This window comes from Pseudomonas sp. JAI120, assembly GCF_014207255.1.
Classification (GTDB): domain Bacteria; phylum Pseudomonadota; class Gammaproteobacteria; order Pseudomonadales; family Pseudomonadaceae; genus Aquipseudomonas.
Genome location: NZ_JACHCZ010000006.1, coordinates 110,795 through 136,244, shown reverse-complemented (window position 1 = coordinate 136,244; position 25,450 = coordinate 110,795). Strand labels below are relative to the sequence as shown.

At 59.0% G+C, this 25,450-nt stretch carries 20 protein-coding genes and 10 pseudogenes; 5 read left to right on the top strand and 25 right to left on the bottom strand.

Annotated features, from left to right (window positions below; translation table 11 throughout):
* Positions 1-75: 75 nt before the first annotated feature.
* From HDC32_RS26405 to HDC32_RS26390, 4 genes are all read right to left on the bottom strand, one after another.
* Positions 76-306 carry a hypothetical protein gene (locus tag HDC32_RS26405; RefSeq protein ID WP_145338234.1) on the bottom strand — a complete coding sequence of 77 codons (231 nt, stop codon included), beginning with the start codon at positions 304-306 and terminating at the stop codon, positions 76-78.
* A gap of 372 nt (positions 307-678) precedes the next feature.
* A complete protein-coding gene (locus HDC32_RS26400; protein WP_145338233.1) occupies positions 679-1,140 on the bottom strand; it encodes an SDR family NAD(P)-dependent oxidoreductase in 462 nt (153 codons plus the stop codon).
* Between the two features lie 299 nt (positions 1,141-1,439).
* Complete coding sequence (locus tag HDC32_RS26395; protein ID WP_218571046.1) at positions 1,440-1,949, bottom strand: SDR family NAD(P)-dependent oxidoreductase; 510 nt, start codon at positions 1,947-1,949, stop codon at positions 1,440-1,442.
* Positions 1,950-1,962: 13 nt separating this feature from the next.
* Positions 1,963-2,991 (bottom strand): aldehyde reductase, encoded by a 1,029-nt coding sequence (locus HDC32_RS26390; RefSeq protein WP_145338232.1) that lies wholly within the window; start codon positions 2,989-2,991, stop codon positions 1,963-1,965.
* A 100-nt stretch (positions 2,992-3,091) separates the two neighbouring features.
* On the opposite strand from HDC32_RS26390, the gene HDC32_RS26385 reads away from it, so the two are divergent.
* The gene (locus HDC32_RS26385; RefSeq protein WP_145338231.1) at positions 3,092-3,511 is read left to right on the top strand and encodes a helix-turn-helix domain-containing protein; all 420 of its coding nucleotides are present in this window, start codon (positions 3,092-3,094) and stop codon (positions 3,509-3,511) included.
* Between the two features lie 76 nt (positions 3,512-3,587).
* Here the strand turns inward: HDC32_RS26385 and HDC32_RS26380 are convergent.
* The 10 genes and pseudogenes from HDC32_RS26380 to HDC32_RS26335 all read right to left on the bottom strand — a co-directional run.
* Positions 3,588-5,482, bottom strand: a pseudogene (locus HDC32_RS26380) (relaxase/mobilization nuclease domain-containing protein); the annotation flags it as partial.
* A 140-nt stretch (positions 5,483-5,622) separates the two neighbouring features.
* Positions 5,623-5,928, bottom strand: coding sequence for a hypothetical protein (locus HDC32_RS26375; RefSeq protein ID WP_256663589.1), 306 nt, complete (start codon positions 5,926-5,928; stop codon positions 5,623-5,625).
* Between the two features lie 14 nt (positions 5,929-5,942).
* Positions 5,943-6,509 (bottom strand): annotated as a pseudogene (locus tag HDC32_RS26370) (S26 family signal peptidase).
* Positions 6,506-7,034, bottom strand: a pseudogene (locus tag HDC32_RS26365) (DUF2840 domain-containing protein). Before HDC32_RS26365 ends, HDC32_RS26370 begins: the two co-directional pseudogenes overlap by 4 nt.
* Positions 7,031-7,294 (bottom strand): chromosome partitioning protein ParB, encoded by a 264-nt coding sequence (locus tag HDC32_RS26360; protein ID WP_145338329.1) that lies wholly within the window; start codon positions 7,292-7,294, stop codon positions 7,031-7,033. Before HDC32_RS26360 ends, HDC32_RS26365 begins: the two are co-directional and overlap by 4 nt.
* Positions 7,291-7,820, bottom strand: a pseudogene (locus HDC32_RS26355) (ATPase). The gene HDC32_RS26360 and the pseudogene HDC32_RS26355 overlap by 4 nt, the downstream one beginning before the upstream one ends.
* Positions 7,821-8,103: 283 nt before the next feature.
* Positions 8,104-8,928: pseudogene (locus tag HDC32_RS26350) on the bottom strand (replication initiator protein A).
* 26 nt (positions 8,929-8,954) lie between these two features.
* Positions 8,955-9,238: pseudogene (locus tag HDC32_RS26345) on the bottom strand (helix-turn-helix domain-containing protein).
* A 162-nt stretch (positions 9,239-9,400) separates the two neighbouring features.
* Positions 9,401-10,183 (bottom strand): SDR family oxidoreductase, encoded by a 783-nt coding sequence (locus tag HDC32_RS26340; protein WP_145338230.1) that lies wholly within the window; start codon positions 10,181-10,183, stop codon positions 9,401-9,403.
* Complete coding sequence (locus HDC32_RS26335; protein WP_145338229.1) at positions 10,180-10,506, bottom strand: nuclear transport factor 2 family protein; 327 nt, start codon at positions 10,504-10,506, stop codon at positions 10,180-10,182. The genes HDC32_RS26340 and HDC32_RS26335 overlap by 4 nt, the downstream gene beginning before the upstream one ends.
* Positions 10,507-10,608: 102 nt before the next feature.
* On the opposite strand from HDC32_RS26335, the gene HDC32_RS26330 reads away from it, so the two are divergent.
* On the top strand, positions 10,609-11,520 hold the full coding sequence (locus HDC32_RS26330; RefSeq protein ID WP_145338228.1) for a LysR family transcriptional regulator: 912 nt from the start codon (positions 10,609-10,611) through the stop codon (positions 11,518-11,520).
* On the opposite strand, the pseudogene HDC32_RS26325 reads toward HDC32_RS26330, so the two are convergent.
* Together HDC32_RS26325 and HDC32_RS26320 are read right to left on the bottom strand one after the other, a co-directional pair.
* A pseudogene (locus HDC32_RS26325) lies at positions 11,517-12,240 on the bottom strand (DUF7011 domain-containing protein). The gene HDC32_RS26330 and the pseudogene HDC32_RS26325 overlap by 4 nt on opposite strands.
* A 377-nt stretch (positions 12,241-12,617) precedes the next feature.
* Positions 12,618-12,876, bottom strand: a pseudogene (locus HDC32_RS26320) (DUF2958 domain-containing protein); the annotation flags it as partial.
* A 282-nt stretch (positions 12,877-13,158) separates the two neighbouring features.
* Here HDC32_RS26320 and HDC32_RS26315 point away from each other — a divergent pair.
* Positions 13,159-13,449, top strand: a complete 291-nt coding sequence (locus HDC32_RS26315) for a helix-turn-helix domain-containing protein (RefSeq protein ID WP_145338227.1) — start codon at positions 13,159-13,161, stop codon at positions 13,447-13,449.
* A gap of 43 nt (positions 13,450-13,492) precedes the next feature.
* On the opposite strand, the gene HDC32_RS26310 is transcribed toward HDC32_RS26315, so the two are convergent.
* From HDC32_RS26310 to HDC32_RS26300, 4 genes are all read right to left on the bottom strand, one after another.
* Entirely contained in the window at positions 13,493-13,810 is a 318-nt protein-coding gene (locus tag HDC32_RS26310; protein WP_145338328.1) for a DUF736 family protein, read from the bottom strand.
* Positions 13,811-14,742: 932 nt separating this feature from the next.
* Positions 14,743-15,129 carry a reverse transcriptase domain-containing protein gene (locus HDC32_RS32575; protein WP_371921004.1) on the bottom strand — a complete coding sequence of 129 codons (387 nt, stop codon included), beginning with the start codon at positions 15,127-15,129 and terminating at the stop codon, positions 14,743-14,745.
* 44 nt (positions 15,130-15,173) lie between these two features.
* Positions 15,174-15,968 (bottom strand): hypothetical protein, encoded by a 795-nt coding sequence (locus HDC32_RS32570; RefSeq protein WP_371921001.1) that lies wholly within the window; start codon positions 15,966-15,968, stop codon positions 15,174-15,176.
* A 156-nt stretch (positions 15,969-16,124) separates the two neighbouring features.
* Positions 16,125-16,820, bottom strand: a complete 696-nt coding sequence (locus HDC32_RS26300) for a helix-turn-helix transcriptional regulator (protein WP_145338226.1) — start codon at positions 16,818-16,820, stop codon at positions 16,125-16,127.
* 70 nt (positions 16,821-16,890) lie between these two features.
* Between HDC32_RS26300 and HDC32_RS26295 the strand changes: the two genes are divergently transcribed.
* Positions 16,891-18,141 carry an MFS transporter gene (locus HDC32_RS26295; protein WP_145338225.1) on the top strand — a complete coding sequence of 417 codons (1,251 nt, stop codon included), beginning with the start codon at positions 16,891-16,893 and terminating at the stop codon, positions 18,139-18,141.
* A gap of 129 nt (positions 18,142-18,270) precedes the next feature.
* Positions 18,271-18,432 (top strand): annotated as a pseudogene (locus HDC32_RS26290) (transposase); the annotation flags it as partial.
* A 286-nt stretch (positions 18,433-18,718) separates the two neighbouring features.
* On the opposite strand, the gene HDC32_RS26285 reads toward HDC32_RS26290, so the two are convergent.
* The 5 genes and pseudogenes from HDC32_RS26285 to HDC32_RS26265 form a co-directional block, all read right to left on the bottom strand.
* On the bottom strand, positions 18,719-19,561 hold the full coding sequence (locus tag HDC32_RS26285; RefSeq protein WP_371921002.1) for an oxidoreductase: 843 nt from the start codon (positions 19,559-19,561) through the stop codon (positions 18,719-18,721).
* A gap of 389 nt (positions 19,562-19,950) precedes the next feature.
* Positions 19,951-20,754: an IS21-like element ISPsy20 family helper ATPase IstB gene (gene istB, locus HDC32_RS26280; protein ID WP_145338224.1), complete on the bottom strand. Its 804-nt coding sequence runs from the start codon at positions 20,752-20,754 to the stop codon at positions 19,951-19,953.
* Positions 20,747-22,245: pseudogene (gene istA, locus HDC32_RS26275) on the bottom strand (IS21 family transposase). Before istA ends, istB begins: the two are co-directional and overlap by 8 nt.
* Before the next feature lie 1,440 nt (positions 22,246-23,685).
* Positions 23,686-24,426, bottom strand: coding sequence for an SDR family NAD(P)-dependent oxidoreductase (locus HDC32_RS26270; RefSeq protein ID WP_145338223.1), 741 nt, complete (start codon positions 24,424-24,426; stop codon positions 23,686-23,688).
* A gap of 23 nt (positions 24,427-24,449) precedes the next feature.
* Positions 24,450-25,415: a phytanoyl-CoA dioxygenase family protein gene (locus HDC32_RS26265; RefSeq protein ID WP_184746085.1), complete on the bottom strand. Its 966-nt coding sequence runs from the start codon at positions 25,413-25,415 to the stop codon at positions 24,450-24,452.
* Between the last annotated feature and the right edge of the window lie 35 nt (positions 25,416-25,450).

Genomic DNA, 25,450 nt, shown 5'->3' with positions numbered 1-25,450 from the left:
TTTCTGATTTCTCAGTTCTCCAGCCGCACTCCAGTCATCTGTTCGCAGATGTTCCAAATACGATCTGCGGTTGCTTTATCTATAGAAAGGAGCATCGCTTCCATTGGGCACTACTACGGCAATGTTGTTGTCTTCCAAATAAAGTCCACCCTGGCCGTTGAGTTGGTTGTTGGTTACCACCCAGATAGCCGTTGCACCGCCTTGTTGGACGGTTTTATAAATATCGCCCACATTGGCGGGGCGCCGCAGGAAGTTGAGAGTTTCCGTAACGCGCGTTGCACGCACCAAGGCGGCCAGGGATGCCAAGCCACATTTTGAATGTCACCGCCGTATCCAACGGACCCTGCGGCGAAAAGTTCCGTAGACGGAACGGCCCCGGGTGTACGGCAAATGCCCTGATGTTCTTGTCCTTTAACAGTTCATCTTCTTTGATTAACAGCAGGATGAAAGCCGTCTTTGTTTGCGCATAAGCTCGCATGTCCGTGTATTCGGAGTGCTTGAAATTTATGTCTTCAAACTGCACGCCGGCGGCGCGATGGCCTCGCGACGCGATATTGATGATGCGTGATCCATTTGCCCGCTCCAAAGCCGGAGCTAGCGTCACCGCTAGTTCGTAATGTCCCAATACATTCGTCGCAAATTGCCGTTCGTACCCGCGACTATCCCGTTACATGGGTGTCACCATGATGCCTGAGCTATTAATGAGAATATGGACGGGGCGACCGGACAACAGGATTTTTTTGCAAACTCATCAATGGAATCGGGCTTGAGCAGGTCAACATATTCAACTTCGGCATTGTCGATTCCGCTTAAACTCTTCTTGGCCCGATCAACATCTCGCGCCAGAGAAATAACGTGCGCGCCAGACGAAGCAAGCGCTTTAACTTCCTCTCGACCCGTTCCGCTGTGGCTTCCAGTGATGACTACGATTTTCGCGGTCAAGTTGACTCCTTTAACCACATCCGACGCCATGCTCGAATGGTCGAACGGGGAATCATCGTCGATGATGAGCCCGATGTATTTAGGTACGCTCGCGGCTTTAGTGTCGTTGAGCGACAAATAGAATGTGCCGACCAAGACCAAATAAACAATCACTGCGGCAAGCAAGGAATAAGCAGATATCTTGATTGGAAGACTCATCGCGTCTCATCTCCCATGTAGATATGCTGTTGGAGTTGGCCTCGCTAACTCCCTATGCGGCCTTTTACCCGAAATAAAGGCCGTCGGGATCAATGGTAGCACCCGCCCCAAAATCTCCCACGGCTAAGACAGGACATATACGGCCCGTGGCTCGTGCTCGACAGCACGGACTATTGCTGCTTCTCCAGACTCAACATCTACCTCGAAAGGCAGGTGTTTTTTGTGCGTATTAAGCGGGGTGCGGATACAGCCAGGGAAAATAGTTGAAACACTGATTAAAGTTCCTGCCAATTCCCTGTTCAGGGGCTTTCCCAATAACTCAAACCTGCTTTTCTTGCGCTGTAGGTAGCCATAAGCCTGGAAATGCAGTTACGGCCGCTCAGAGAGGAAATCAGTGCAAGGTAGCCGTGAGCACGAGCACGAAACAGCGTGAGGACCGCCTTGATCTGTGCGAGTGCGGATATGAGGTTGGTTTCGAGCACAAGTCGGTTCTTGTCGAACTCGCCCGTGCCAATCCTGCTACCACCAGCAATGCCTGCGTTGACGATGATTCGATCCAGACCGCCGAACTTGTCGGCAAGCTCGGAAAAGACCGATGCCACCTGATGGTGGTTGTTTACTTCGAGTTCCCGTACTTCGACGCGCCCGCCGCTGTGCAGAAATCCGGCTTTAAGCTGTTCAAGTTTGTCCATTCGGCGGGCGCAAAAAGCCAGATCATGTCCTTTCCCTACGAACTGGCGGGCCATCTCAAACCCGATACCCGAACTTGCACCGGTAATCAGGATGGTTTTTCGAGGAGCGCGAGACATGACGCTGCGCCTCTCAGCGGGCCACAAGGCCAAGACGTATCAAGCTCTCCGCCGTCGATACGATGACTTCATCATTCGGCCTCGGACTCCACTCCAGTACCCGACGCGCCTTCTCGCTCGTAGAGTCACGCCTCTTGCCCAAGTTGGGAACCATCTGACGAGCGTTCTGGCTGAAACACGCGGCCAGTCGGATTTGCCAGCTAGGCAGTCGCTTCTTCGCAACATTCGCGGCAGCTTCGCCCAGGCGACTCCGCAAGATGGAAGCGATGCCCGCCATAGACATCAGCGGGCCTGCGACAGCAATGAAGCGTTCCCCCTTCGCATCGGGACTCACCATCGCCTTCAAATGTAGGTCGGCTACGTCGCGGACGTCCACGACACCGAAGTAGACATCTGGCAGGCCGGGCATGGCGCCCTCAAGCATGCCCTTCACGATGGCGATGGAGGCAGAGTAGTCCGCGCCCAGCACGGGCCCGAAAATTCCGACTGGATTGACGACAGCCAATTCCAAGTTGCCGCCTTCCGAGCTAACGAAATCCCATGCCGCGCGTTCTGCGATCGCCTTGGAGCGGATGTAGGGTGAGTTAGGTACCGTCGGATCAGTCCAATCCAATTCTGTATAGGTAGTGCCATTCTTCGGTTTGCCGCCGTAGCCTACGGCAGCAAACGACGAGGTCACCACCACGCGCTTTACACCCGAGTCTCGCGCCGCGCGCAGCACGCGCAACGTGCCGTCTCTGGCAGGAAGGATGATTTCATTGTCATCCTTTGGAACCCCGGACGGGAATGGCGAAGCCACGTGCAACACGTACTCGCAGCCTGCCATCGCTGCTTGCCAGCCGTCGTCGCGCGTGAGATCGGCTTGAACGAACTCGACCTCGCCGACAGACGAAGCGCCAGCAGAAACGAGCATCTTCCTGACCTCATCCGCCTTCGCCTGAGATCGAACCGTTGCCCTGACGCTGTACCCGGCATGCAGCAGCTTGAGAGCGCAATGGCTGCCTAGAAAACCGGAGCCACCTGTAACAAGAACTCTATTCATCGTTGATTCTCCGCTATGGCATGATGTTGGTGACTAACAGCAGTTTTTACAAGTAGGATGGATTTTCTTACCTAGTAAGAAAATTCAGACCGAGGAAAAAATGAAGATCCAGCCAATTCACCCAAGAACCTACGACAACAAGGACTGCGACGGCTGCGCCGGCCCGAGCGACGTTGACATCCTTCGGTTTCAGAGAGCCATCCGTGCCATCACAGGCAAGTGGAAAATCGAAATCGTCTGCATGCTGATCGAAGGGCCAATGAGATTCGGCGTACTGAGGCGATCACTTCCCGGCGTAACGCAGCACATGCTTACGGAGCAACTCAAGGAGCTTGCTTCCAACGGAATAGTGATACGTCGTGCTTACGCCGAAATTCCTCCGAGAGTCGAATATGAACTCTCCCAAGCCGGAATCGACTTAATACCTATATTCCAAAAAATGCTGGAATGGTCGCTCAAGTACGATGCACTGCTGTTGAGCGAAGACGACTCACGAGAGAAGCAATCGTCGGCTTTGTGAGACTGATAGAAAGCAATAGACAAGTATCGATTGCATCGGCGCAGACGGTCTCAATGTGATATGTCTCGCTGTTGTGCAATTTCCAAGACACGCGTGCCCCGCTAACCGTGGCGGCTACCTGCTGACCGAACCGCTGTTCGATCATTGGTTTCCACGGCACAGCGAGAAGCCCATGCCGTCATCAAGCATCGCGTAGCGACCGCTGGCGAGCATGACGCTACGCCGGTAGATGCCGGCCACGCGCTGTCCGTCGGCCAATGGCCGATGCTCCATACCGTTTCCCCGACAATGTCCTTCGCAGCTCGCGCCCGCGCAGCATCGCTAGCAGATTGCACGCGAGGACGACACGCTGCCCGCGATGCTCGGCCAGCCCTTATTCGGCCAGAAAGTCCGCGCGTTGGCGTAGCGCATCCTTGTCCTCAGCCCTAAAGCTCAGGTTGCCCAGCCCCTTACCGCCGCAGATCAACTGCTGGTCGAGCAAGGCGGCAGCGATCACACGCGCCTGCCGCTCGATGGGCAGGTGAGGCCTCCTCCGAGCCGTTGCGCGTCGTATTGGCGGCCTCGTTCTGCAAGGTCCCCGGGGACGCGCCAGGCGCCTTCGGTCTCACGCTCTACGATACCGGCGCGGCTCAATGCCTCGAGTCGGCGCACATGCGTGGCGACGCCTCGTGCGGGTCGCGGCCGGGCGTGGCCTGTCCCTGCGCCACGGCTAGGTGATGATCTTTGCGGTCCACCCCATCGACAGCCAGCGCGACGATGTTCCGATCGCCGGTGCGCACGTCCGCTGCGCCTTTGACTTCCACCACGGCGCGAGTCAGGTACCGCTCCAGTTCGGACCGCAGCGGCAGCGCGACGTAGTGCGCCTTGCCGTCCGTGCAATCGAGGATCATATAGCCCTTGTAGTACAGTTCGTCGGCCAGTCCCTTACCGACGACGCGTCCTACGATGAAGCGGCCATCCTCGCCAGGCTGGAACATCGTCAGCTCGCGTTGCTTGCCGCTCATGGCACGCGGCATGGTGAGGATGATGTTACCGTGCTCGCCAGTTACTCGCAGGGTCGGCTCGCCTCGGCGTGGACCGCCCACTCGCCGGGCTGCTGTTCGGTCGCCAGCCCCATGCGCTGCAAGTGTTGCAGGTGCCCGGTCAGCGCTTGCCGCAGATGTTGCAGCCGTGGTTCAGCGAAGCGTTCAACATGCACCAGGCGATCATCGCCGGCTTCGCGCTGCAAGGTGCAATTCAGCCCTGTCCACCTCTCTTGTTCGACTTCACGTTGCATGGCACGCCGCATTTCCAGTTCAGTGCGTGGCCCCAGCCATTCCGTCGTCAGTTCCGACGCTCGGCGTCGCATCCCCTCGGCGATGATGTAGTCGCGGGAAATGATGAGGTCTTTGCCGGTGTCGTCCTTACCGCGCAGGACGATGTGCGTGTACGGGTTGTCGGTGTTCCAGTGATCGACCGCGCCCCATTCCAACCGAGTGCTCAAGTCGGCTTCCATGCGTGCCATCATGTGACGGGTGTAGGTGCGCAGATCGTCGAGCTGTTCGGCATCCTCCAGCGAGACGATGAACCTGAACTGGTGCCAGTCGCCGGCGCCGCGTTCCTCGAACGCTTCGAGGTCGGCATCGTCAGTCGTCGGCCAGTAGGCATGGCCCGGGCCGCCTTGGCGATCAACGCCTTCGCGCTCGATGTAGCGCAGGTGCGCGGCGGTCGAGCCCGGCCCGGCCTGCGCCAGATTGACCAGCTTTGCGTTGCTCGTGACGCGCCGGACGTTGGCCCCAAGTCCTCGGCCCGCGAAGCGCGCGGCAACTTGGCCGCAGCCCAAGCGGGACGCTGGCCGACCTTGTCCGCCGCCTTGCCGAGCTTCGCGCCGGCCTTGTTGGTCTGATGCAGCACCTTGTTGACGAAGGCATCGCCGCGCTGCTTGGGCGCACCAGGACGCATGCGGAACAGGTCGTCATCGCGCTGGCTCATGGCACGGCTCCGTCCAAGGTCGTAGCAGTCCAGCGAACGAAGCACGCGGCTTCGCCCATGCGGACGCGGCATTGCGCACCTTCGCGGCACGCCGACGCCCCGTGGCGCGTGCCGCTCCCCCCCATGGGCAGACAAGGTTTTCAAGCCGCCATGTGCCGCGACCTTTTATCTTGCCTTTCGCCTTTGCCCTTCGCTGTCGCTCCGGGCGTCGGCGGCCCGGCGGCGCTGCTTGCAGCCAGCGCGCCGGCGAACGCGCCAATGGCCGCGGGCCGGGCGCGTTCGAGGCAAAACGCATGCACGTGTGACGGCTGCGCCGGACGTTGCGCGAAGCGCGGCGCGGATGCGCCCGCGCTGCACACGCGACGACACGGCGGCAGCAGTCGTAACGGCATGCCCGATGGCTCAATGAGATGCACGGCAACGTGCAGCGAATCGGCGGCCATCATGAACATGTCTCCAGCTAGACCGGATGCGCGACGCCGATCACGGCGGATGCGCTGACTGGGCCGAAATAGCGGCTGTCGAACGACGCCGAATTGGTCACACTCAACAGTAATAACTCGCCCTCGGCCAGCAGACTGCAATGCGGCAAGGATGGCAGCGGCCGGTCCAGCCGATCGAGCGCGGCGGCCGCAGGCGCGCCGTCGATGCTAACCTGACGGGCGACGATGCAAACTTGTTTCGGCGCGACCGCGCCCACAAGTTTAAGTAGTGGAACGTTTGCCGGCAGGTAGCCGCTCTGCGGGGCAGCGTCGGCGGGCAATCGGGTCAGGACTATGCTGCCCACGGACAAAGGATGTGGCAGCGAGGCGGCCCGATGGTCAAGCGGCTGCACGCGATATCAGCCGACCGGAATGCTGTCGGACGGGTTGTAAATCAGGCGCGACAGAGGCTGCGCGAAAGCCGCCCAGGCCAGCGCATCCAGGCAGACGGCGGCGAAGCGCGCCAGCACGATGCGATAGTGAAGGCGCGAGCGAGGACGCGGCGCGATTTCGGGTGCGCGTGCGATGGTGGAATCAGCGGTCATGGCAGCGCCCTCCCGGCCAGCCAGGCGGCGGGCCGCTCGGCGGTGTATTCGGGCAACGCCAGGCGGGCCGCCAGACGGTTGCCCAGCGTGCGCCAGTACGCGGGCGACACGTCGATGGCGGCGATGCCCTGCGCCTCGATGCCGTCGATGCGTTCCAGCACGGCACGCACCGCGTTTTCGCCTGCGACGTGCAGCAGCAGGCGTACGCCGAGACCTACGCCGAGGATGCGGCGTGCCGGCCTGCATCACCATGAGCTGCCAGCGCACGGTGCCGTAGTCGTTGGCCTGCCAGCGGATGCGGCAGAACATCGCGCCCGGCAGGATTACCGCGCAGGGCCGCCAGTAGTCGAGCCGCAGCGTGCGCGCAGGTTCGCCGAAACGCAGATAGAGCTTGAAGCGCGGTTCGATGTAGGCGAGCGATACGTGGGTCAGCGGCACGTTGCCGGCTTAGCGGGCGAGTGCTGCGGGATGCAGCGACAGCGCAGCCGTGGCCGCGCCAGCGGCAGGAGAATCGGATGCGGTCATGGTGTGTTTTCCATCCGCTGTTCTGGAAACTCTCGCTCCAGCAAACCGCGCAACAGTTCCGAGACGGTCACGCCCTGCGTGAATGCCGACACCTTGATGCGCACCCGCATCGAGGGCGTGATGTCGAGGGTCAGGCGCGCGGTGTAGAGGTCACCTTTCTGAATGCCGTCGGTCTCGCCCTGGCGAACCCACGCATCGGTGAGCGGATTCTCAGGCGGACGCGCGCCGATGGCGATACGCTTGCCGTTGCGCTGACTCATCTCGGCCAACGCAGCAGTTCATCTGTGAGAACGGCAATCTCGCGTGCGGCGGCGCTGTCGACGAAGACGATGCGTTGGCGCACTTCGCTGCGCAGCGCCGGCAGCGGCTGTTCGGCCAGCGATTGCAGTGCTTCCCTGCCGATGATGGTGGTACCGACGCGCCGGTTGATGACGAAGGCCGCGCGCAGAGCAGGCCGTAACACCTGCACCTCACGGATCAACTCCACCATCTCAGCGCTGGCCCACAGGTCATACAGGCTGGGCTGCACAGGAATCAGCACGCGCTCGGCCGCCAGGAGCGCGGAACGCACCAGGGCGGCGATGCGCGGCGGGTCCGGGCCAGCTCCGGCGCTTCCTGATGCAGCGTTTCGCGGGCGAGGCCCAAAGCACTAAACAGTAGTGGCAAGCCCTGCTGGCCTCTGCGTTGCGTCCAGTCCAGCGAGAAACCCTGCGAATCGGCATCCCGCAGGATGACGAGCAAACTGCGCATCGCCAGCTCGCCCGCGATGTGGGTGGCGAGCGTGATCTTGCCGACGCCACCTGTCTAATTGAGAAACGCGAAGATCATGGCGCGGCCCTCTCTGCAGGAAAGCCGGCCTGGCCGTACCGTTTCGTGGTTGTCCACCGTAACGGCGTGCTTCTACTAAAAGTTAGAGATTTATAGTTAGGTAAGTTAGAATGGACGCAAACCCGCGCCGTTACTGGCTTTTTGGCGTTTTCGTACTCCTAATAGCACTATAGGCGTACTCCCGATAGCACGATACCCCGTACTCCTGATAGTACGAGGCCGTCCACACCTTTTCCCGCAGTTATACTCGTGCGGTGCAAGGCACGGGCCGGAAGGTCAGCAGTTCCAGCCGTTCGCCCGGCGTCGGCTCGATGCCCAGGATGTAGCCAGGCAGCGACTGACGCGCGACCAGCACGCGTAGGTCGTAAGCGAAGTCCGAGAGGCGCGCCGCGCTGCCGGACTTGCGGTGCAGGTGCCGGTAGTCGAATTGCCAGCCGTGTTTCTGCCGCCCGCCGCACTTGCGCACCAGGCGGTACAGCCAGCGTTCGATACCGCCCTTCAAGCGGAAATAGGCCGGGTCGATGGTCAGCACCAGGGAGGCGTCGAGCACGCCGGCATCGAACCAGTCCGGCAGGATCAGTTCGATGCCCAGCGGCGTGCCGTTGGCGTCGGCCTGCTCGCACCATTCGTTCACCCACGAAAAGCGGTGCAGGCGTCGCCCGGTCGCTTCGCGGATGGAAGTCGCCACGCTGGTCGATTGCAGGCGGTCGAGCGCGGCTTTCAGGAGCTGGTGGTCTTTGAGGGACTTGCCGAGCCCGACGAAGCGCAGGATCTCGTAGGGCGTGGTGCGTATCAAGCCCGCGTCGTGCGCCTCCACGATCTGGGAAACGGCTCATATCAAAACGTCAGCATCCCATATCGTGGCAATGCCTTGCTCGGCGGTGCCTTCCACGCGGATGGTGATGTTCCCGCTGCGGAAGTTGATCGGCGCCGTGCGTCGCGACGTCGCCAGCGAGAAGAAAGGAAAAACTATCAAATCCTGGCTGTCGCCCGACAGCGCGCGGAACAGGTTGAGCTGTTCCCCCTGCTGCGATCGCTGCCCCGAAGGCCGCGATGGGCAGGACATGACGATGGCCGCCGGCGAACCGACGATCAGCAGCCATCGCGATAGTCGCCTGCATGGCGCTCGGCGTATTCCGGGTCGGACGTGGTCTCGTAGCTGCGCTGGTCGGCCCAGGCATCGAGGTCGGCCACCGCGTACATGACGCGGTCGCCGAACTTGCGGAACTTCTGGCCGCCACCGATCACGCGCTGTTTCTCCAGCGTGCGCGGTACAGGCGCAGATACTCGGCTGCTCCGTCGTTTGTCAGGTAGCGTTGGGGCTGCACGGGCGCAGCGGCGGCATCGGCGGAAGGCCGCAAGGGAGCGTGTCGCATGGGATATACCTCCATCAAGCCCGGCCACACCACGCGGCCGGATAGAGGCACTTTCAAGAGTGCGAGGCTCCTTGCTAAGGGACGATCTGCAAAGGACGCAAAACATCCCCCAGGGGCCAGTTAACACTGCCGGCCCCCATTAGCCTGGAGCGCGGCTACAGGCTACAGGGTAGGAACAGTGCCGCCGTCGATTCGATACTCGGCCCCTGCGATCGAAGCAGACCGCGGGGATGCGAGGAAAGCGATCAAATCGGCCACCTCTTGTGGTGTAGCCGGTCGGCCAACTGGAATTCCTCCCAACCAATCCATGATAATTTTCTTGCCGCCATCGTAATCCGTCCCGGCCTCTGCAGCCATCCGCTGCGCAAACGCTACGGAAGCCTCGGTCTCGATCCAGCCCGGCGCAACGCTCAGGACGCGAACTCCCTTCGGAGTCACCTCTCTCGCCAGCGACTTGCTGTAGGTCGTGAGCGCCCCTTTGGCTGCGGCGTAGGCGGTGGTGGACTCGGGCAGAGGCAATATACGTTGGATGGAGCTGACGTGGATGATGACGCCGGAGCCCTGAGCCAGCATCGCCGGCAGCAACGCACGATCCAGGCGTACGGCAGGCATCAAGTTTAGGTTCAGCTCGGCGAACCAGTGCTCATCACTGATCGCAGCGAAACCGCCACCGGGCGTCTTCGAACCACCAAGCACATTGATCAGAATATCGACGCCGCCCCAGTCCCGCAGGACTGTCTGAGCAAGGTGAGTCGCACCTTCCGCCGTCGACAGATCGGCAGCCAAGTAGTTGACGCCCGTCACCGGCTCCGTGGGCACGCTGCGGGCAGATGCCGTCACCCGAGCGCCGGCCTCCGCAAGGGTTTCCACCACAGCAGCGCCAAGCCCCAGCGTACCGCCGGTGACCAACGCCCGCAGGCCGTTCAGATGAAGGTCGAAGCTCATGCCGTGATCTCCAGCGATGCGATCAGGCCGCGTTCAAGGCGAAAGCGATAGGACAGAACGACCGGACTGCCAGGGAAGTTGCCGGTGACATCGGCACGGACGCACTGGAAGTCGCCCTCCGGGTCGAGGGCGAACGGCACACTCGTCGCGCTGTACCTGGCCGATGCCTCGGCCATAAAAGCCTTGATGGCGTCGATGCCCGTGTAGGTATGACCGTCGTCCTTCATGACGGCTTGCGCGGTGAAGCAACGCGCCAAGGCGTCCGGGTTGTGTCCGGCCGCAAAATACGCGGCAATTGGCTCAGGGAGGTTCAAGTCGCTCATCTTTCAGGCTCCGTGGATTCAACGAAGGCCTCAGAATGCGCGTCGACGTCTAGTGAGTGAATACCCTAGAATCTTGATGGGTTATTTAGGAAACGATACAGAATGCGTGGATCTGACTTCGCTGAGCTGAAAGCCTTCGTAGCCGTGGTGGAGCGCCAGAGCTTTTCCCGAGCTGCAGAGCATCTGGGTCTGTCGCCTTCGGCGCTCAGCCAGACGATCCGAAAGCTCGAACGCCGCATCGGCGCTCGCCTCTTGAATCGCACGACTCGAAGCGTCGCCCCATCGGCAAGTGGCGAACTGCTTTACAGGCGCATCGCGCCGTTGTTTCGAGAGCTGGCTGCTGCAGTCGTTGAAGCCAGCGAAGCGACAGGACAGATGAGCGGCACGCTTCGCATCAACACGCTGGGAATTGCAGCGCGAACCATCATCGCGCCCCGGCTTTCACGCTTCCACCAAGCACACCCTGACGTGGTGCTCGACATCGTGGTGGACGACGCGTTGGCGGATATTGTCGTTGGCCGCTTTGATGCGGGCATCCGTGTGGGCGGACAGCTCGAAAAAGACATGGTTGCCGTCCGCCTCACGCCGGACATGAATATGGTTGCCGTGGCGTCCCCAGACTATCTCGCGCGTCGAGGAACACCCAAGTCACCTGCCGAGCTGCATGACCATGCTTGCATCAATTGGCGGCTCCAGATGGATGGTAGGCAATATCGTTGGGAGTTCAAGAAGCGAGGGCAACGACTAGAAGTGGTGGTGGACGGCCCCGTCGTCACCAATCATCCCGACATCGGCATTGCTGCTGCGCTGAACGGGCTCGGCATTGCCTATCACTTTGAGCGAGATGGCGTGGGCGAGCTTTTGGCACAGGGACGGCTGGTCCAGATCCTGCCGGACTGGTCAATTTCGCGTCCGGGGTTGTTTCTCTACTACCCGAGCAGTCAGCATAGACCAGCCCTCCTCGGTGCATTCATCGACTGTTTGCTGGATAGAAAACCGTTCGATCGGCCCTAGCGCAATGGCAACGGTGGAAGCTGTGCCAGGCGGCGATAGCCGTCGGGCATCAGTGCATGTCCCCGGCTTACCAGCCGACGAACGCGAGCGCGAAAAGCGCTGTCGGGATACCAGTCATCCGCGACGGCATTGGCTCCGCCCCCCTCCGGCCGCGTCGCGCAAGAACGCGCCCACCAAGGTCGCATCGAGCGACTGGAACGTGTGCAGTTCCAACTGCGCGGCAGATGTAGGCCGTGGCAGTGCCGTTCCCCCAGGCACGGCATCCCCAACGGTGGCCAGCTTGTCCAACTCGCACGCCAGCGCCTGATAGCGCGCGCAGACGCGGGTGGCATAGGCGTAGGCCATGCCATCGGCCAGGCCGGGAGCGATCATCAGCCGCAGGCAGCAACCCGGCCAGCGTGTCAGCAGCACCAGGCGCCTACCATCGTGGACCAGATGCTTGTGGCCGGGGAGGCGCCAGAACGCGAAAGCCACCGCGGCGGTCGGCGAGTCGGCATCCGGGTAGAGCTACACCACCGCATCGTGATCGGGGAACCAAACCGGATGCGCGTCGCGCGCATCCAGCGCGGGATCTTCCAGCAGGCGCAATACCCAGCGCGCGGCGGACTCTGGCCAGCGGCGCCTGCGCAGCCAGTCGCGGTGGTAGTCGGGGTGACGGCGCAGAGATTCCCACGCCAGCACGGGGCCGTCGAGGTGCAGCGTGTAGAGATACGCAGTGATCGGATACCAGTGTTCGGCGCTCGGGTCAGCGCATGATGCGGCCTCCTGTCATTCAGCAGGAACTTCGCCACGGATTCCAGCGTGCAGGAAGAGCTATCGAGTCGCCATTAAGTCGTCATCGAAATCGGGGTAGGCTGTAACTGCTGGTGTCAACACTGATTCGCTCCAAGGCATTGCGGAAATCGCCTGAATGCGACGGCTGCGCCGCCACAAGAATGGTGCGCAGCATTGAGCACCGTGCAGCAGCCCGCGTCAAAGAGCATGACTGTTTGCAACAGATGCGCACCCGGTGCAAGAGTGTGGATTTAGCCAATCAGGTCTTGGGTAAGACTGAAATAGTCAGAATGCGCCGTTGTTGGCTGGGACTGCTCAGCCAGGATCGAGCCGTTTTCCTCGGCCAATCGTTGGTACTCCGACAGCAGCCGCACGGGCTGGAAGTAGCGATCGCGCATCACCGGCTGATTGCGCGGCCCGACGATGGACGCCAGATCGGACAGCTTCACATGGCTCCAGGCTGGGCATGCCTATTTCCAGGTCGATCAGCCCCCATGCCGTCTCGCCATCGGCCGGGTAGAGCGCGGCCAGCAGTCAGGTTGCGTACGCGCCGGGGTGAATAGTCGCACCGCCGGCAAGCAGTTGCGCCTGCTGTTCAGCGGTGACGAGCGGCTGGGTCCTAGCCCGAATTCCCACGCATTCGAGGATGCACGGATACGTTTGCACCGAGCGCGGAACCAGCGAAGCGGATTTACGCAGGCCAGGCAAGACACGGATGCGGTTCCCCCATTCTGTCAGAATCCGCCCATGCGGATTTCCGTAAAAGCACGGAAGCGGTTCGGCCAAGCAGGAGTGAACACTTTAGATTGTAGCCCTATTGGGTGCATTGGGCTGTCATCTTGGTTTCTCCGGGAAACCAAGTTGGTGACAGCGAAACACTCATTGGCGACTGCAGTACGGACGGCCAGAAAAGCGCGCGGTTTGAGCCAGGAAGCGTTCTCCGACGTGTCCAACCATACCTACATGAGTTCGCTGGAGCGCGACCTGAAAAGCCCGACTATGCACAATCTGACCGAGCTGTGGGAGGTCATGGACGTGCATCCGCTCACGTTGCTGACGCTGGCCTATGCCGGCGACTCGCGCAAGGCCGAGCAGCTTCTGGCGCAGCTGCGTCAGGAGCTTGAGGTGGTGTTAAAGGAGCGCGTCACGCTGTAGGCACGGCGCTCCGCCGCAATGTGCGGGGCGCGGTGGACGGCCGTCAGGCCGCCTTGGGCTTGTTGCGCGACCAGATCAGGTCGTGCGTGCCGTTCTCGATCAGTCGATCATAGACCATCGCCGGGAACGAAGGATCGTCGAGGGATACGGACACGTAGGGCCGCTCGGCTTCGCTGATCTTCTTCCTCGCCGCGCCGATGTCGTGGCCGGCCGCCTGAAGGCGGAAGTCGGGGACGTTCTCGGTGTCGCCCTTGTCGTTGGGAATCAGTTTGGCCTTGACGTTCAAAGTCAGGGTGCGGAACTGGCCGGTGAAGCCGCCTTTCTCTGCGGTGAAGGTGCCGATGCTAGACGACGCGATCATCATTGAGACATACATTGATGTGCTTGCCGCCAATTCCAGCGCCGACGCCGTGTACGGCTTTGTGACCCACAATACTCACGATTTCAGTGATCGTGGGGTTATACACGCTTGTCGCATCCGGACTTGACCAAAGTATTCAACACCAGCAATTCCCGATACGCGACGAACCTTGGGCCGTTGTTAGGTGAGTTCGTCGAAGACCTATTGGAAAAGGTGAAGTTTGAGCGCGAATTCAATCAGGAGCCGCGCAAACTATCCGAACTATTGAAGGCCGAACACCGGCTTTTCAAGCAGGTTTGGTACAACCGGCATTGGCAATCTACGCAAGTCCATCGGGTCGCGGTAGGGATGGCAGTTACCTACCACCCCCCGCACAGATCCGTACGTGCGGAACTACCGCATACGGCTCCTGCTTCGGGTGTGTGACGCGAAGCGATGCTCAGGGTAAGGATGTGCATTTCTGGGCCTAGGTATGTAGAGGTCAGCAAGGCGTCCGTAGCGTAACCATTGAAGCCGATTACGCTGGCTGCGACGTTTGAGGGCTTGCCGCCATAGACGGCATACCGCCAGACGAAAACCACCCAGACGTATCAGATTTCCCGGCACCGCGTGGTAGTTGAAGTAACCACTCACCACCCGAGTAAGCCATTGCCCTTGAGCCCGGATGGGCTCATGACGTCGGCGCTTCAGCTCATCCCGAATAGCCAGCAGCGTCGCACGCATTCGCTTCTTGACCTTCAGTCGCAGTATTTGAAAACCACCGCTTCTGTTGGTACTGCAACAGTGCGTGAAGCCCAGGAAGTCAAACGTCTCCGGTTTACCTAACCCTCGCTTCCTACGATTTCTCGCAGCAAAACGAGCAAACTCAATCACCCCTGTCTTCGAGGCGTTTAGGGATAAACCGAACCTGGCCAAGCGTTCCTGCAACTGCATCAGAACTGTTGAGCCTGCCATTGCGTCCTGAACCCCACGACGCTGTCGTCCGCGTAGCGCACAACGATCACATCACCACGGGCATGTCGCTCGCGCCACTGCCTTGCCCATAAATCCAGCACGTAGTGAAGATAGATATTCGCCAGCAATGGCGATATCACTGCGCCTTGGGGCGTCCCCTTGGTCGCAGCCACCCTACGGCCATCTTCCATAACACCCGGCTGAAGCCATTTGCAGATAAGCCCGAGCAGGCGCCGGTCTGCAATCCGGTGCCCTAGAAACATCAGCATCCATTCATGGTCGATCTCATCAAAGAACGAAGTGATATCCGCATCCAATATCCAGTTCACCTTCTGGCCCTTGAGCGCGACCGTCAACGCATCCAGCGCATCGTGCTGGCTACGTCCCGACCGAAACCCATACGAGAATCCTAGAAAGTCTTCTTCATAATCGCATTCATAACGGTAACGACCGCCTGCTGTACGATCTTATCCTCCAGAGAGGCAATGCCCAGCGGACGCTGCCTGCCGTCGGCTTTGGGGATATAGACCCGCCGCGACGGCGTTGCCCGATAGGCTCCACTGTGAAGCCTTGTGTGCAAATCGCTCACCCGCTGGAGAAGACCTTCCTCATATTCTCGCCACGACATGCCGTCCACGCCCACTTCGGCATCGCGGCGCAGGGCATAAAAGCTCTGCGCCAGTAACTGCGGTGTGACGTGGTGCAGCAATGCCGTGAACTGCGTGCCCTTGTTCCTTCGGGCTGCTTCACGTACACCTTCAAGTCCCATCGACGCGCAACTGATCCGGCTCAGTGTCCGGGGCGCGGGAGGCCCGTTGATGTTTCCCTTGGCTACGTCCCTTTCCTCCACTATCTCCGCAGGGCTTAGCCCTTTGTTCAATGGCTTCTCAGGTACTACGGACGTATCCGACTTCTCAGCGCCGTGGACAGCAGGGCTACGGTTTTTGGCCTTTCCTGCTCCGCCCGGTGCTTGCGCACCGGGCAGTGCTGAGATCTCCCTGTTTCTGTGCGAAGGACTTCCCGACGTGCACAGGGTCTCCGACCGCGCGGGATCAGAGCATGACTGGCGTATAACGCCATGCTCCGTATTGCCTTCTGCTTCGCTTAACAGCATCGGCATCCCGAATTCCTGATTACGCGGCTCAATGGCTGGCCCATCGGTTTCCCCTGTCAACGCTTCACGCTGCACCTCACGGTGCAACATGCATGACTCGGGGTCTGGTTGATTTGCCATTTCTTACCAGTATCGAACTTTCATCGACTATCCTCCGCCAGCTTTAACTGGCGCACTAACCGTCCGGCAAAGTCACCTACCAAATCGATTTGAGTTAAACCTACGAGTGACAAAAACTAAACCTAGTCACACCACCAACTGGATATCAAACTCGCTCGCCAGACGCTTGCGGCCTTTGCCAGTGACTATCAATGCACGCGAATCCAGGGTATGTACGAGCCACTTGTCCCGCACTATATGGCCCAGCAACGCCGCGCCTAGGGTGCCACCTACATGGGCGCAGCGCTGGCTCCAGTCCAGACAGGGGAAGGCAAACCGGCGCCGCGCCCGGGTGTCGGAAGTGAGGTCCATGCCGATTCGGGTCAGGTGCTCAATGCCCTTGGGGGTCAGTTCATAGTCGCCCTGCTCTTGGCACATCCACTCGCCCACCAGCAAGGCATCGTGCAGCATGACACCCACTTCCCCGGCCAGATGGTCGTAGCAGGTGCGGGCATGGCGCAGATGGCAAGGCGTGGAAGGCTTGAACGCCGGCACCTCAAATGAGGTAATGGACAACAGCCCTTCCAGTGCCTTGGCGACATCGGCACTTGCGAGCTGGAAGTAGCGATGCTTCCCTTGGGAAACCAACGTCACCAGCCCTTGGTCCAGCAGTTTCTTAAAATGGCTGGACGCCGTGGAAGGACTCTTCTGCGCGACCACAGCCAACTCGGTGGCCGTACGAGCCCGGCCATCCAGCAAGCAGCACAACATGCGCGCCCTGGCAGGATCGGCAATCGCCGAAGCGACATTGGCCAGGCGCAATTCCGATTGCTCAACATCCATTGTTCGATGCTCCTCGAAGTGAAACCGTCATCGCAAGCATAACCTATGAGCCAACATGGAGGAGATGGCGATGAAGAACACCCGTTTTTTTGGACAAACCGTACTGACCTGCACGTTCATCCTGGCAGTGGTCGGCTGGGGCGTAGGTTTTTATGGGCCGCCCATTTACATGCAGGCCGTCATGGAGCGTACTGGCTGGCCGATCGCCCAGGTATCGGCAGCCGTCACCCTGCACTTTCTCAGCGGCACACTGGTCATTGCCAACCTGCCGCGGATTTATGCCCGCTTCGGCGTGCCTGCCATTACGTTGCTCGGCAGCATCGTATTGGGAGTCGGGGTGAATATCTGGGCCCAGGCCAACCAGCTATGGGTGTTGTATGCCGGCGCCATCTGCTCGGGCATCGGCTGGGTCACGCTGGGTGCCGCCGCCGTCAATACATTGATCGCCCCTTGGTATGTCAAAGAGCGGCCCAAGGCCCTGGGCAAGGCATACAACGGTGCCAGCCTGGGCGGGGTAATCTTCTCGCCCTTGTGGGTGTTTTTGATTGAGCGTTTTGGCTTTGGCACGGCGGCGCTGGTGATCACTATCACCGCAGTGGCACTGATGGGCAGCTTTGCCTTTCTGGTCTTCAACAAAAGCCCGCAAAGCCTGGGCCAGCATCCCGACAACGCAGCACTGCCCGAACCCATCGCAACCAGCGCCAGCGTGGCGCCCTGGACTGCCGCACAGACCCTCAAGTCAGCGAAGTTCCGTACCCTGGCCGCCGGTATGTCGTTGGGGCTGTTCGCGCAGATCGGCTTGATCGCGCACCTGTATTCGATCCTGGTGGGACGCATGGGCGCCCATAACGCCTCATTCGCCATGGGCCTTGCCACCGCCAGCGCAATGGGCGGTCGTTACCTCGCCGTACGGCTGATGACCCAGGGCATCGACCGTCGTCAACTGGCTTGCCTGGGCTACGCCATCCAGACGCTCGGGACGCTTATGCTGCTTGGCCTGGACAGTCACCCGGCAGTGGCGTGGATGGCGGTGCTGCTGATCGGTTCAGGCATCGGAAATGCCACCTCCTTGCCACCGCTGATCGCACAGACCGAGTTCAGCCGCGAACAAACCGCCAAGGTAATCGCGTTAATGGTGGCGATCAGTCAAGCCACCTATGCGTTTGCTCCGGCGTCCTTCGGCCTCATACGCTCAAACTTTTCAGATCCGGGCGATGCAATCATCGCCCTTGTGACCGCCGCAGCGGCTGCACAAATATTGGCGATCCTGTCATTTTATCTCGGTTCTACAGCGCGCCCATTCGGTAAAATCGCCTATTGATGCCATCCTTCGGCCAGGTAATTACGCTGCCTGGTCGCCCCTATCCTGCCTTGGACTTGGGCTCTGTATGAAATCCTTTGAAATATCGACTCCGATAAAATCAGCCGCCATAAACGCCAGGAGGCCACGATGGCAAAGCGGTATAAACTCCCTGATGCAGCCGCCGATATCTTCACTGAAACCCGCTGCAGCGGAAGCCCGCGAGCGGATGATCGCCTGATGCTCAACGGTGTCCTTTGGGTGCTTTGCTCGGGCGCAGACTGGCGTGACATGCCGGAGCGTTTCGGCCCTTGACTGAAGGAAAATCGCCGTATCATTACGCGCTTCGAAAGTAACCATCCAGCGAAGTCGCCTTCCCTATCCCGGCCAGTGCGGATGAACAACTGTTCGCCCAGGGTCTTTGCCCAGTTTTTCCGTCGTGCGCGACGGCGGCGGCGACTCGATGGGCAGTTTCTCGGTTGCGCAGCCAAAGAAGTTCTTCAGCCTCGGACAGAGAGCAACATAGGTATGGACGTTCTGTACCGATCACTCATTTCCTTTCAAAAGCGTCAATCCCTGTAAGTTGAGCGGATAGTGCTCATAGGCGTTCGGCTTGGTCAGGGTCGGCGGCATAAGGCCGAACACCGACAAAGGATGGTGGTTCGCTTGCATCCAGCGAAGCGATCTCACAGTCCTCACAATATAAGCCTCCCATGCCATTCAACTGTGGAGCTGTTGCGGCCCAAACTTGGGTTGCCGCACCTTGCTGCGTCGTCTTGAAAGTCGGATCGGCAAGGTGGCCGTTGACGTCTAGCCAGCCGGCGGCAATCATTTCATCCTGCGCCAGATGACGCTGGAGCGGGGTGAGAATCTTGCCGGGGTGAAGGGAGAAAGCCCGGAAACCCTCGTGTTGACCAAGCCGATCAAGGTGGACAGCAAACAATGCATTGGCAGTCTTCGACTGCCCATATGCCAACCACTTGTCGTAGCCCTGCGTAAATTGCACATCGTTCCAGCGGATACCCGATTGGTGATGCCCCGCCGATGACACTACTACCACCCTTGCTCGACCCTTGAGCGCAGGCCATAGCAAATTCACGAGGGCGTAGTGCCCCAGATGATTGGTGGCGAACTGTGCCTCCCAACCCGCCCCTACACGGATTTCCGGGCAAGCCATGATTCCCGCGCTGGCGATCAGGATGTCGACGTGTCGGTCGCTTGCCAAGAAACGCAGTGCGAAGTCATGCACGCTGGCCAGGTCGGAAAGATCAAGTCGCTCGATTTCCACATTGAGGATTCTGTTAGTCTTTGCGCGAGCAGCTTCAACATCACGTGCTGCAACAACGACACGCGCGCCCGCATTGGCCAGTGCTCTTGTCGTCTCCAGGCCCAGGCCGGATGCCCCCCGGTGACAATGGCGGTGGTGTTGGATAGATCGCACCCTTCAAGTACCTCTGCTGCGGTGGTTACCGCTCCGCAACCCGAGTGGAGGAGACTGTTTGCTGGTCATGGCGTGTCCTTGTGAATCTGACATGGAATAGGGGCAAAACCCATGGCCACCATTGTCTAGACTAGACTTGGGACTGTGAATGCAACAAAGTCCAATTATCTGTCGAGATCGTCCTGCACACCTTATGGATCCACTTTCCGAAACCCTCTCTCTTCTAAATGTTGGCGCTGATTGAAAACTGACCCACCCTGCCGAATGAAAATTGACCCAGGACGGATTGCTGATTTCTGTCCCAGCAATTGTGGATAAGCTTAGCAGCAGTGTTCCGATTAAAGACGCATCAAGCCCCACCGCATGCAGCAGGGCATTTATGGTGCGGATCAAAATGGCTCATCGTCCTCGATATCATCTCCGTCCTTGCGCTTTCGTTCCCGTGACTTGATCTTTGTCTGGGCGGCCAAGGTGCTGTGTTGAAGGCGGTAAAACTCGTTGCCTGTTTCAACGATATGGCAGTGGTGTGTCAGCCGATCCAGCAGAGCCGTAGTAATTTTGGCGTCGCCAAACACACTCGACCATTCCGAGAAGCTCAGGTTGGTGGTGATAACCACGCTGGTGTGTTCGTACAGTTTGGACAGCAGGTGAAATAACAGGGCGCCACCGCTTTGACTGAAGGGCAAATACCCCAGCTCATCGAGTATCACCAGGTCTGTTCGTAGCAGTACCTGGGCGATTCGGCCTGCCTTACCATCGTACTTTTCACGCTCCAGCAGATTGACCAGATCCACCGTGGAGAAAAAGAGCACGCGTTTGTTGTGGGCCGTAATGCCGGATACAGCCAAGGCACTGGCCAGGTGTGTTTTCCCGGTTCTAGGGCCGCCGATGAACACGACATTCTGCGCGGTTTCAGTGAACGCTAAGCTGGATAGATCGCTGACCAGCCGGGCATCAGCGCTGGAAGCGCTGAAGTCAAAGCCAGCTAAGTCACGGTGCATGAGGAGTTTTGCCATGTTCATCTGATGATTCACCGAGCGCACCGTGCGATCCGCATGTTCCTGCTGAAGCAGATGTTCCAGCAGCCATTTCGATGAAGCCGTCGACGCTGTTCCTTGAGATACCAGTTCTTCCCAAGCACTGGCCATGCCGTGCAGGCGCAGTTCTTTGAGTTCAGTCATCAAGTCACGCATTGCGATTCTCCTCATCGGTCGTACGGAGCCGGTCGTAGCGCGCCGTATTGGCAACAGGCGCGACCTTGAGTTGCTGGCTGGTTTCTACACAGGGAGGTGGTGCGGTGGAGGTCAGGCGGGCAAGGACATTGAGGATGTGATCGGCGCTCAGACTTCCCGATTCAAGTACCAGTTCCACCGCCACCAGCACAGGTTCGAGACCCGCAATTGGCACAGCAGCCAGTACCTGCATCATGATTCGATCACCGTTGGTGTGGCGCCTCAGTCCCCGTTTGAGAAGCCGTAACGGTTTTGGCAGATCAGCAAATGGCGCGCCATTGCGCAGTGCACCAGGCTTGCGTTCGATGAGCGGGATGTAGTGCTGCCAGTCAAAACTGACCTGATCTCGATCAAAGATGCGCTCATGGCTGGCGATCACCGTTTCGTCGGCAATGACCACGATCCGCGAAGGGTACAAACGGCTGCTGACCCCCTGACCATCACGCTCGCAAGGCACCGAATAACGATTGCGCGCCACGCTGATCAGGCAGGTACTAGAGACGCGGACAGTGCGTTCCACGTAGCCATCAAAGCCCGTCGGCATCGGCATCATTTCAGCCGGCTCCAGCTCCAGGACTTCTGCCACCGTCAAACCGCTGTACTGCGGATGTACAAGTTCGGCATAGAGTGTACGACAGCATTGGCCGAGCCAGACGTTCAGCTCCTCGAAGGTATGGAACATGCAGTTTTGAGCATCGAGCCAGATTCGTCTCCGGCTGTCCTGCACGTTCTTTTCGACGATGCCTTTCTCCCAGCCAGAGGCCACGTTGCAGAAGTCCGGATCGAACAGACAGTGTGCGCACATCACGGAAAACCGGGCGTTGACCGTGCGGCCTTTGCCTTTGTTGACCTTGTCGACAGCCATTTTCATGTTGTCGTAGATGTCGCGACGTGGCACGCCACCCAACGCTCCAAACGAACGGGTATGGGCATCAAACAGCATCTCGTGGCCTTGGCTGGGGTACGCAACCAACCAGAATGCGCGAATGGCGCACAGCTTCATGTGGGAGACCTGGATGCGTCGAAACAGGCCACCGATCAGCAGACTCTCTTCGCTCCAGTCAAATTGAAACGCCTCGCCGAGCGCAAACGTCAGCGGTACAAAAGCGCGTAAAGACTTGCCTTGCTCACCTCGCCAAGAGCGCACAAACGCCGTGAGCTGGCTGTAGCCGCCGTCATAACCTCGGCCTTGATCTGCTCGAAAAGCGCTTTGAGGCTCCTGCGGTTGTGTTTTGGCCGGAACGAATCGGCCTTGAGCGCCTGTTCCAGCGTCTCGTGGAAAGGGCTGAGTTTGTTGAAGGTTGCGCACCGTTGGTACGCCGGCTGAGTGGCTTCGGGCGCTCTGACCCATTTTCGGATGGTGTTTCTAGAAAGCCCGGTACACTTGGCTATCTGATGCAGCGAGAGCTTGTCGCGGAAGTACATCCGGCGGATTTTCCCCAACATTTCCATGCTGATCACCTTGTGTTCTCCTGCTCAAAAAGTGAGCAGAAGCAGTTGAACACCTGGGTCAGTTTTCGGTCAGCGGCAACAGGACATGCCGTCAGGTACGTGATTTTTGGTACAACGGGAGGGGAATCTGCGGTTTTTTTACGTACAAACTCTACGTACAACCAAAAAACAAAAAGCCCCTGAAACCATCGATTTCAGGGGCTTTCATTTGTATGGCGAAGAGATAGGGATCAGCAGTCAGATTTAGACGGTGCATGAGGTGTTCGGCACGCCGTTCAATACAGGTGGCGGTACGCGCGCGTCGGCGATACCTCGTTTATTCCAGACTACGGTACTGCTCGCTGTGACATGCTTGCCTTCGTGCCGACGTATGTTGCGTTTCGAGCATTTCAACGACCGCTGCCTCCATCTACGAAGTCGAAGACACTCGTTACATCCAAACCACCTCTTCGTCTATTGGACGCAAATCGCGGAAAATTTAACCAGACTGTACCGCGCGAATAGGCGCTCACCGTTTCTGGCATTGTAGCGGGCAGGCTTTCCGGCTCGCTCGGCGTGAGTGATGGCTTCGTGATGGTGTCGGCGCTCCAGCGATACACTAATTTGACAGCGCGGTCCTCCCCCACTTGAGAGATTGCCGGCGAGTTCACAGTGGCCAATCTTTTTGATGTGGTTTTTTATCGTGAATCCGAACTTTTGCTCGTGTCTTCATATCTACGGCGGCGGGCTTCCTTCAATCACCCACGATGGGTGGCAAAGACCGTGAGTGGCCCGAACACCCTCTATTGCTCGTTGAGCCCGACTCATGGCTGTAAGGCGCGGATTACAATAAGCCCTCGACTTTTTACAAGCTGACAATCGAGAGCGATGTAAGAGCTTTCGGCTTTTCGTACTCGGGGAAAATGCTATTGATTGCCACGGGTGGAGACTGCGATATCGGAGACATTCTGCCTGCGCTATCCAGCGTCAGCTTTTAGCCAATGCTGTTGAAAAAGTCGGCTGCGAAGTCCACGCCCGAAAAGTACGCGCCTGAGATTGAAATCTGAATTTTTGGCAGAAGGTTCGGACTCGGATTTCACGTAGCAGCGTGCAACAGAGGTGTTTTCATCCATTAATATTTGAGCGTCTTGGGAAAACCGACTTTTTCAATACAATCAGCCGAAAGTAGCTCGCCAACATGAGTACAGACACTTAGGCAAAAAAAGCCACTCGTCTGAGTGGCTTTTTTATGAGTCTTGGAGCGGGAAACGAGATTCGCATCTGGCGTCCGCCCATTGAAATCCAAGGGGTTTCTGTGATTAAAAAAATAGAAATGAACTTAATTCTGGACTTGTTTTCACCGCATATCAAAAGGCAATAGGAGGGTCCCAAACCAAGCGATTGAGCTTCTTTCGTATCCAGCCGGACAAGCGTTCATTAAACTGATGGCATCAAAGGGCACTAACCTCTTCCTATTATACGACCGGCCATTACAGGTACGAGGCGCAATAACACAGGTAAAAATCTCGCCTGACCTGGCAACACCATTGAACGTTTGCTTGCCAGTGCTTTTTGGGTTTGCTTGGCGACCTCTGAGGGCGAAATCTTCTTGCCTTGCTTATCTTTTGTTGCACGAGTGTCAACACTGGGAGGCAAAACCTCCAATACGTGCGTTCCCCTTCCCTCGAGCTGCCGGCGCAGGCCCTCGGCAAATCCATGCAGGCCCGCCTTGGCGGCGCCGTAGGTCGGAGCTCGCGCAGGCGACACCAGGGCGAAGCCGGAACTCACGATGACAAGCGCCTCCAGGGCCGGCCAGCGCGCCAGCGTGGCTGCGGTCAATTGGATCGGCGCAGTCAGGTTGAGGGTGATCTCATCGGAGAGATCGGTCATGTCGGACAGGCCCGCGGTAAAATCCCGCTCGATGAGCAGGCCCGCATTACTGACGAGGATGTCGAGCTTGCCAAACCGCTGCGTGACAGCGTCCAAGAGCATTGCCTGTTCAGCCACGACCGTCACGTCGGCTTTGACCGCAAGGGCGGCGGGATGCAGACGAGTAAATGCCTCCAGGGCCTCTGAGGACCTGCCGCAAACCGCCACCTGCGCGCCTTCCCGCAGGAACGCCTCGGCCAGCGCCAGGCCTATGCCGGCGGTCCCGCCGGTGATTAAAACAACTCGCTTGTGCCAACGCGCGTTTGCGTGCATCACATTTCTCCCGAACGTCTGCGTTATCTTTTCCAGGTCTGGACTTTTGGTTTGCCTTTGTTGCTCTTGAGTTGCAAGCGCGCAGCCGCGCGTACATTGGTGGCCAGGGACGCGAGTAATTTTCCCAGCGCCGGTCGTTCAGGCTGACGTCGCACGCTGCGCTCGGCAGGGTCCATGCTGGGCAGGATTATTGGAAAGGCCGCGCCTTCCAGCGGGCCACCGGGTTTGGAGGTGTGCGCGTAATGCACCGGCATGCGTTTGCTCGAGGGGTGATAGCGCACATCGTCGCCCATCCAGCGCAACGCCAGCGCGCGGCGGCGCAGGGTGCGCGATGAGTTGCCGTAGGAGCCATGCAGAGTCAATGGATGAAAGACGAGCATATCGCCTGGCTGCATATCCCATTCAAGCAATTCGTATTGGTCGAGGTTGGCATTGATGTCAGGGACGTCGTCCATCGCTTCGTCGATGATTGCTGCCACGTAATCCGGTGAAATGGCTTTGAAGCGTTGCGGCCAGTTATGCGAACCCTTGACGTAGAGCAGGCCGCTGTTGGCGCGATTGACCGGGTCACAGGGAATCCAGAAAGAGCAAATCTGTTCTCCTCGAACAGGCCAGAAGCTCAGGTCCTGATGCCATGGCGTTGGAGCGTCCGTACCGGGCTCCTTGATGAACATCTGATCGTAGAAAAAACGCACTTGCTCGCTTTGCATCAGTTGTTGGGCCCAGCGCGCAAAAGGCCCGTAATAGACCAGGTCGCGCAAGGCATCCACCCGTTTCCAGAGGAAGATATCCATCTGGTAGCCCTTTACCTTGCGCGACATGAACTTGCCCAGCAACGAACTATCCTGACGCGCCTCCTCCAGGCCGCTTTCGATCAAAGCCATCCAGTTGGGCGCGATGGCGTTCTTGATCATGATCACGCCGTCATCCTGGAATTGACGAATTTCTTCATCGGTCAGCACGCGGGCGGGGAACACGGGGAAGCTCATGCTAGCTCCTTGGCGCCGGATCACGGGCGCTCACT

Bases quoted from the DNA above. Each gene is read 5' to 3' on its own strand.
- HDC32_RS26385 (WP_145338231.1), top strand. From the start codon at position 3,092: ATGAAGATCCAGCCAATTCACCCAAGAACCTACGACAACAAGGACTGC.
- HDC32_RS32570 (WP_371921001.1), bottom strand. From the start codon at position 15,968: ATGTTGCACCGTGAGGTGCAGCGTGAAGCGTTGACAGGGGAAACCGAT.
- HDC32_RS26400 (WP_145338233.1), bottom strand. From the start codon at position 1,140: ATGAGTCTTCCAATCAAGATATCTGCTTATTCCTTGCTTGCCGCAGTG.
- HDC32_RS26295 (WP_145338225.1), top strand. From the start codon at position 16,891: ATGAAGAACACCCGTTTTTTTGGACAAACCGTACTGACCTGCACGTTC.
- HDC32_RS26390 (WP_145338232.1), bottom strand. From the start codon at position 2,991: ATGAATAGAGTTCTTGTTACAGGTGGCTCCGGTTTTCTAGGCAGCCAT.
- HDC32_RS26270 (WP_145338223.1), bottom strand. From the start codon at position 24,426: ATGCACGCAAACGCGCGTTGGCACAAGCGAGTTGTTTTAATCACCGGC.
- HDC32_RS26330 (WP_145338228.1), top strand. From the start codon at position 10,609: ATGCGTGGATCTGACTTCGCTGAGCTGAAAGCCTTCGTAGCCGTGGTG.
- HDC32_RS26310 (WP_145338328.1), bottom strand. From the start codon at position 13,810: ATGATCGCGTCGTCTAGCATCGGCACCTTCACCGCAGAGAAAGGCGGC.
- HDC32_RS26300 (WP_145338226.1), bottom strand. From the start codon at position 16,820: ATGGATGTTGAGCAATCGGAATTGCGCCTGGCCAATGTCGCTTCGGCG.
- HDC32_RS26335 (WP_145338229.1), bottom strand. From the start codon at position 10,506: ATGAGCGACTTGAACCTCCCTGAGCCAATTGCCGCGTATTTTGCGGCC.
- HDC32_RS26265 (WP_184746085.1), bottom strand. From the start codon at position 25,415: ATGAGCTTCCCCGTGTTCCCCGCCCGCGTGCTGACCGATGAAGAAATT.
- HDC32_RS26360 (WP_145338329.1), bottom strand. From the start codon at position 7,294: ATGAGTCAGCGCAACGGCAAGCGTATCGCCATCGGCGCGCGTCCGCCT.
- HDC32_RS26395 (WP_218571046.1), bottom strand. From the start codon at position 1,949: ATGTCTCGCGCTCCTCGAAAAACCATCCTGATTACCGGTGCAAGTTCG.
- HDC32_RS26340 (WP_145338230.1), bottom strand. From the start codon at position 10,183: ATGAGCTTCGACCTTCATCTGAACGGCCTGCGGGCGTTGGTCACCGGC.
- istB (WP_145338224.1), bottom strand. From the start codon at position 20,754: ATGCGTGACTTGATGACTGAACTCAAAGAACTGCGCCTGCACGGCATG.
- HDC32_RS26375 (WP_256663589.1), bottom strand. From the start codon at position 5,928: ATGATGGCCGCCGATTCGCTGCACGTTGCCGTGCATCTCATTGAGCCA.